The sequence below is a fragment of the Paenibacillus sp. UNC496MF genome, from assembly GCF_900113915.1.
In the GTDB taxonomy this organism is placed as follows: domain Bacteria; phylum Bacillota; class Bacilli; order Paenibacillales; family Paenibacillaceae; genus Paenibacillus_Z; species Paenibacillus_Z artemisiicola.
In genome coordinates, this window is the sequence record NZ_FORE01000034.1 from 1 (window position 1) to 5,476 (window position 5,476).

The following is a 5,476-nucleotide window of genomic DNA, read 5'->3' on the forward strand; positions in this document are numbered from 1 at the left end:
CGAGAGAGCAGATCTCACCGGTGTTCTCCTGCACTCCGATCAAGGATTTCAGTACACCTCTAACGCCTATAACCGCAAGCTTGAGAAGCTCGGGGCCATTGGCAGCCACTCTAGACGTGGAAACTGCTATGATAATGCCTGCATCGAGTCGTTCTTTTCACATCTGAAAACGGAAAAGATTTATCTTGTTCGTCCGCAAACGATGTCTGAATTGGGACAAGCGGTCGAAGAATACGTGTCGTTCTACAACAACGAACGCTTCCAGAAGAAGCTAAACGACCGTTCCCCGGTGGAATACCGTGAAACGGTCGCAGCATAGAGTTGTCTTTTTATAGATGTCTACTTGACGGGGTTATGACCATTTACGCGGCTCTTGTCACCTGACAATCATACATCAATATTTCGTTTGTTTTAACTGTCCAAAACCAAAATTCGCTTTTCACGGATATCCGCCTTCATGAATTGGTGATACAACTGCCTCATTGACAACAAAGCGCGGGTCTTGGGTAGCCATATGTACCAAAAAATTCGCTACCGCCTCCGGATCGATCCGTTTAGGGTTCGGATTCATATGCCATTCGGTATCCATACCTCCGGGATAGACAATGGAACTGCGAATGTTATAAGGTTTTCCTTCGCCATTTAAAGCTTGGGTGAATCCGGCCATAGCAAACTTGGTTGCACAATATGCGGTTGCATTGGGCCAACCTTTTTTCCCTGCAACGGATGAAATATTAATGATATAACCGGAATTTTGCTCCATCATAGTTGGAAACACCGCTTTTGAAGCATAGAACATACCGCTTAAATTAACCCCGATGATCTGGTCCCACTGCTCGATGGTTAATTCAGTAATAGAGCCGGGATAATCAATTGCCGCGTTATTGATTAAAAAGTCGACCCGCCCGAATGTTTCCAAGGTTAGACGCACCAAGTGAACAACTTGATCTGCATTGGAAATATCGGTCGGCACGGCTAAGACATTAGCCCCCAAAGATTGGACATTATGGGCCGCTTCATTAGTTTCTCCGGTCTGCGTGCTGCCATGACCACATTTGCGCCTTCCTTGGCAAATGCAATGGAAGCTGCTTTGCCGAGGCCGGAGCTGGCGCCGGTAATGATTTATCAGTTACTTACTTTCAGGTTACCTTTTGCTTAATTATTGAGAAACAAAGACATGACAGTTCTATCTCTCCCGAGATAAAACTAAAAAAGGACGGTAGACATTTGAATGTTTACCGTCCCCCTTATCTTCACGTCAACGTCCTTCGGCAGGACAATTGACTTTACTATTATCTACATCAAGATTGGCTAATTATACATGATTTCTCAACAGTCTACTCCTACAGTCATTCCCCTGCCAATAACTAAAGCGGGTATTGGGACTACAATTTCATTGACAACGATTCTCATTTTCATTTATATTCGTTCAGTGAGTCATTGCCAATGATTCTCAACTCTATCCGATAATTGGGGAATCGAGGAGGCAAAAGTTCGGTACATATCGAGAGGGGGAATTTGAGGAGTATGATGCACTGATTACAAGTAGACGGTTTGTTTCCTGATTAATAATAAATGAACTATTGATTAAAAGCCAGATTTGTACATATGTCGCAAAAACGGACAAGCCCAAAAGACTTGTCCGTTTTGTATGAAAAGCCTCCCGTTTTCCATGAACATCGTATCGTTGTAATGTTTTCGACGTAGGCGTTTCTGGCCCAGCCGAACATGCCGTCGCCCCAGCCGTACTTATCGTAATAGACGTCGAGCGGTTCGACGTAGCCGCTTTTAAACCGTTCCTTCGCGAGGGACGGATCCATCAGCATGAGGTCGGGCGCTTTGCCGGCCGCGAGGGCGGCGGACATCGCCTGGTCGTCGGCCATCGTCACCTGCTCCAGCTTGATGTCCGGGTGATCTTCTTCGAATTTGTCGTACATGACCTGAAGGGCGGCTTTCTTCGCCCCAAATCGCCGAGTCGGGCACTTGCAGCTTGATAGAGCCGCCTTCTTTCCCGTCGTCTGCGGAGGAGCAGCCTGCCAGGACGATCACGGAAGCCAGGACGAGTGCGGACAACGATTTGCCGAACGTGCGAAATGCGGGATTCATCATGAATGAACACCTCGATCGTTAGAACGGAAAACTGATTCTATAGCATGCACGCTTTCAAATAGTTCGCCATCTCCAGATCGCCATGTGGCCTTCGAACCCGATTTCCTTCAACGTTCGAAAGCCTTTCCGGAAATCGGTATGCCCGAAGCCGGGCTGCAGGTGGCTGTCCGCCAAATGCACGTGGGCAACCAAATCTCCCGTTTCCCGCAAGCTGGCGGAAATGTCCCGCTCTTCGATCTGCATATGGAAAAAATCCGCCATCACCTTCACTTCGCGGAAGCCTCCTTCTTGGATCAAACTTGCCGCGTCTCCCAGCTTGTTGATCATATGGTCTTCGTAGCGGTTCAGCGGTTCGAGGAGCAGCGCGCTGCCCGTGGACAACGCATGATCGTTCAGCTTGCACAAGGAATCGAGCAGCGCTTCGCGTTCCACTCCCGCCGGGCGCGGCGGAGCGAACGGCGGAAGCTTCCGGGAGAAGATGCCGAACGCCGCCGGCGCGATGACGCCAGCCGCTCCGATTTCGGCCGTCCGTTTCATGATCTCGCCGATGTCCGCGATCGCGAGCTTGCGCCGTTCGTTGTCGAAATCGCCGATCCAGCCGCGGTATCCGCCGCAGATCGAGCTGATGGGCACGCCCGTAGCCTTGACCGCTTTCTCGATTTCGCTATAATTTTCGATTAGCGATTTGCCGTCGATTTCGAGTCCTTCGAACCCGAGCTCCTTCAGCTTGGACAGCTTCTGCTCGTACGTGGAGCCGAAAAAACCTCTGTCTTGCGTGGCCAGCTTTATTTCATCACCCTCCATTTGCGGTTGAGCTCGCGGAATTGCGTCGGGGAAATGCCGACGTAGGACTTAAACAACCGCGTGAAATTTTGCAATTCGCTGTAACCTAGCCGCTGGGAAATTTCCGTTACGGACAGCTCGGACGACTCCAGTAGCGCCTTCGCCTTTTGGATGCGCATCTCGCGCTGGACCTGCATCGGCGGCTTGCCGAAAAGCTCTTTAAACCGGTTGCTTACGTATGTAGGATGCAAGTGAAGTTCGTCTGACATCATCCGCAACGTTAACGGCTCCTCCGGAGAATGGAAGATTCTCGACAGCATGTCCAAGAAGCATTCCGACTTCGCCACGTCCGCGTGCGCGTCACTTTGGCCGACCGCGCTGTTCAGGATGATGTACAAGAGCTCGAGCGATTTCGCCTGCGTCAGGATCGATAGCGGCAAGGAAGACATTCCGGCGTCCGCCGATTCCATGAATTCCATGAACACCTTCTCGAAAAACTCGTTATTTTGCAGTCGGAACACATACGGAATTTGGAACATCTTCATGGCGTCCATGACGCCCGCGATTTCGTACGTGAAATGCCACCACAGAAACTCCGCTTCGTCCGGCGTATCCTTGTAATGATCGTGCTCCACGTTCGGAGGGATAAAGGTGACCGTCCCCGGCGCGATCGTCGTCACATCCCCGCTTATTCGCAGCTTGGCGCTGTCCGACTTCAAGTAGGACATGACGTACCAGGGCAGCGTCCGGTTGAACGTATTCATCTCGATGCGGCGATGAATGTCGAATTCGACGATTTGGAGCTCGGCATGCCTCAGGAGGGAACCCAGTCGGTCGCTCATGCCGTATCCCCCCTTTTCGTAACATTTGCGTTAAAACGAGACGCCTAGCTTAATGCTGAGGTCCGGACGCTGGTCGACGAACTGCTCGTAGCTTTCCGCCGATTGCGAGAACGGCACGACGGGGCTGATGACGTCTTCGCAGTCGATGAGCCCCTTGGACAGAATGTCCCAGCAGACGTCTTCGATCCGGCGCCAGCTCCAGCGCGTCCGGATTCGGTTCGCTGCACGCGCGGGAGAAGACGATTTTGGCGTTGTTGAAATGCGCTTCGCGGCCCAAATCCAAACCGCCCTTGAACGCTCTCGCCCAGCCGACGAACGCGATCGTGCCGCCGTACGCGAGTCCTCTCAGCGCTTGCTGCAGCGCGAATTCGCTGGCGCTGGTCTCGATGATGACGTCGACGCCAAGCTTGCCGGTCGCTTTCTTGAGCTCGAGGCCGACGTCCTCGTTCGCCGGATCGAATGCCGCGTCCGCGCCGTTACGAAGCGCGACCCCTCGGCGTCCTTCAATCGGATCGACGACCGCCACCCAGCTCGCGCCAGCCATTTTGGCCAGCTGGGCCGCGATTTGGCCGATTGCGCCGAGCCCGAACACCGCGACGCGGTCGCCGGCGCGAACGTGGGCGTCGCGGATGCCGCCGAGGGCGAACTGGGTCGGATCGAAGCACACCGCGTTTTTCCACGACATTCTTTCGGGCATTTTTTTCAAATAATAATTGTCCACCGCGTCCACGATATGTATCTCGCGGATACCGCCGTAGCCGCAAACCCGGTCGCCGACCTTGTATGCCGTCACCTCGGAGCCCACTTCGGTAATGACGCCTACCCATTGGTTTCCGAGGTTCCAGCGGCCGAATCCGCCGTCCGCGGAAATATCCTTCGGATCACGGGGCAAGAACAGGTTCCAGCCGTCCTTTTCGTCGAAGTAATCGGCCGTATGCGGGCTTTCTCCACGAAAACCCGCAAGCTCGGAGCCGTGCTTCGGCGAAGCGTGATCGACACGCACCCTCACTTCGTTCAGCTTGATCTCCCGATCCTCGTAATCCGTAATTACAGCTTTGCGCGGGGCTTGCGCGATCAATTGTTTGGGCATCGTACTTCCTCCTATGCTGGGTGAAGGTTAATAATCATTTTTTTTAATGGCGATAACCATCCATGATACCGCTTACAAATGCATTATAACGCAATTTCTCGCCTTGTATGTTATCCGGTATTTGCCGATATTTATCCGTTTTACAGGTGGCGGCAAGTCGAAAAAAGACCGTCTCTATTTCGCGGCATATATTCCGGGGGAAGCATAGAAACAATAAGCAAGCCCCGGATCATCCAAGAGATGACCTCCTATATATGGGATTGGTAATACTTTCTCCATTCGGAACTGTATTAGCGCCATACAGCTTTTGAGTAGGCCAGGCAGCGGCGTAAACGGCCGGGTGAGGATGGCAAGTAAAACTGCACTATCATAAATTTACCGAGCTCATATATATGGTTTCCGGCTAAACCGCGGTGTTCATCGAAAAAACATCTGCTGAAAAAGGGCGAACTCGAATTCATCGATTCTGGGGCCATCCACTCCTGCTTTATCGGAAATTGAACTGGAATTGATTCCTGTCTTTCGATTCAGACCGCGCTTCCGCTTCATCGCTGTAGGTAAGCGACAGCGAAATAACCCGGCCTCCATGAGTCCGTTCGAACGGGGAGTCGGCAAGGAACAAGAGGTTCCCGCCTGCTACGGACAGTACCAT

The 5,476-nt window shown here is 52.3% G+C and carries 4 protein-coding genes and 2 pseudogenes; 1 reads left to right on the plus strand and 5 read right to left on the minus strand.

Annotation, left to right across the window (positions count from 1 at the left end):
* A partial coding sequence (locus BMZ79_RS33415; protein WP_143089209.1) for an IS3 family transposase occupies positions 1 to 319 on the plus strand: 319 nt, incomplete at its 5' end.
* Between the two features lie 120 nt (positions 320 to 439).
* Here BMZ79_RS33415 and BMZ79_RS33420 read toward each other — a convergent pair.
* The 5 genes and pseudogenes from BMZ79_RS33420 to BMZ79_RS33440 form a co-directional block, all read right to left on the minus strand.
* Positions 440 to 1,129, minus strand: coding sequence for an SDR family oxidoreductase (locus BMZ79_RS33420; protein WP_090649564.1), 690 nt, complete (start codon positions 1,127 to 1,129; stop codon positions 440 to 442).
* Positions 1,130 to 1,580: 451 nt separating this feature from the next.
* Positions 1,581 to 1,940: pseudogene (locus BMZ79_RS33425) on the minus strand (extracellular solute-binding protein); the annotation flags it as partial.
* Positions 1,941 to 2,163: 223 nt separating this feature from the next.
* Positions 2,164 to 2,913, minus strand: a complete 750-nt coding sequence (locus tag BMZ79_RS33430) for a sugar phosphate isomerase/epimerase family protein (RefSeq protein WP_090649571.1) — start codon at positions 2,911 to 2,913, stop codon at positions 2,164 to 2,166.
* Positions 2,895 to 3,734: an AraC family transcriptional regulator gene (locus tag BMZ79_RS33435; protein WP_090649574.1), complete on the minus strand. Its 840-nt coding sequence runs from the start codon at positions 3,732 to 3,734 to the stop codon at positions 2,895 to 2,897. Before BMZ79_RS33435 ends, BMZ79_RS33430 begins: the two co-directional genes overlap by 19 nt.
* Before the next feature lie 30 nt (positions 3,735 to 3,764).
* Positions 3,765 to 4,824, minus strand: a pseudogene (locus tag BMZ79_RS33440) (zinc-binding alcohol dehydrogenase).
* Between the last annotated feature and the right edge of the window lie 652 nt (positions 4,825 to 5,476).